We start from the raw sequence: 487 nt of genomic DNA, 5'->3' as shown, positions 1-487 counted from the left end.
CAGGAATCTGGAACGGGTCGCGGTTATGCAGGCGCAACTGCTTGTAACCCTGGAACAGGCCGCAATCGATCAGGACATGCCGGCCATGATGCTCCAGCAGGTATTTGCTGCCGGTGACCGTGCCGGCAGCGCCGAGAAATGTCATTTGCATGGCCGTCTCCTCGAACCATCGTGTAAGCGCTATTGATCGCTCTTTCGGGTCCGGGGCAGTTGATTTTTATCAACCGCTGCGATGACTCGTCACACGGGAGAAGGCATCGTTTTGACCATCATCAAACTGCACGGGGCGCGGTTCATCAGGCATTCGGCCGTGCCGCCGATGAAGCCGTCCAGCGCCTGATGGTGACAGATGCCGAGCACCAGCAGGTCGAACGCGTTCTGCCGGACGAAGTCTTCGATCACCCGGTACGGGACACCCGAGAGCAAGTGGCTATGCTCTTCATCGAGACCATAGCGCTCGGCCAGCGTATCGAAGGCTTCCTGCTGA

1 protein-coding gene and 1 pseudogene are annotated in these 487 nt (G+C 58.7%); both read right to left on the bottom strand.

Translation table 11 applies throughout. The features are described from left to right. A pseudogene (locus J5M56_RS26880) lies at nt 1-151 on the bottom strand (MBL fold metallo-hydrolase); the annotation flags it as partial. 89 nt (nt 152-240) lie between these two features. Further along, nucleotides 241-487 (bottom strand): universal stress protein (locus tag J5M56_RS24725; protein WP_207938028.1); only part of this gene is annotated, 247 nt, incomplete at its 5' end.

The sequence above is a fragment of the Pseudomonas sp. 51_B genome (assembly GCF_017491595.1).
In the GTDB taxonomy this organism is placed as follows: domain Bacteria; phylum Pseudomonadota; class Gammaproteobacteria; order Pseudomonadales; family Pseudomonadaceae; genus Aquipseudomonas; species Aquipseudomonas promysalinigenes.
The sequence above is the reverse complement of the archived record's forward strand: the minus strand, read 5'-3'. Positions and strand labels throughout refer to the sequence as shown.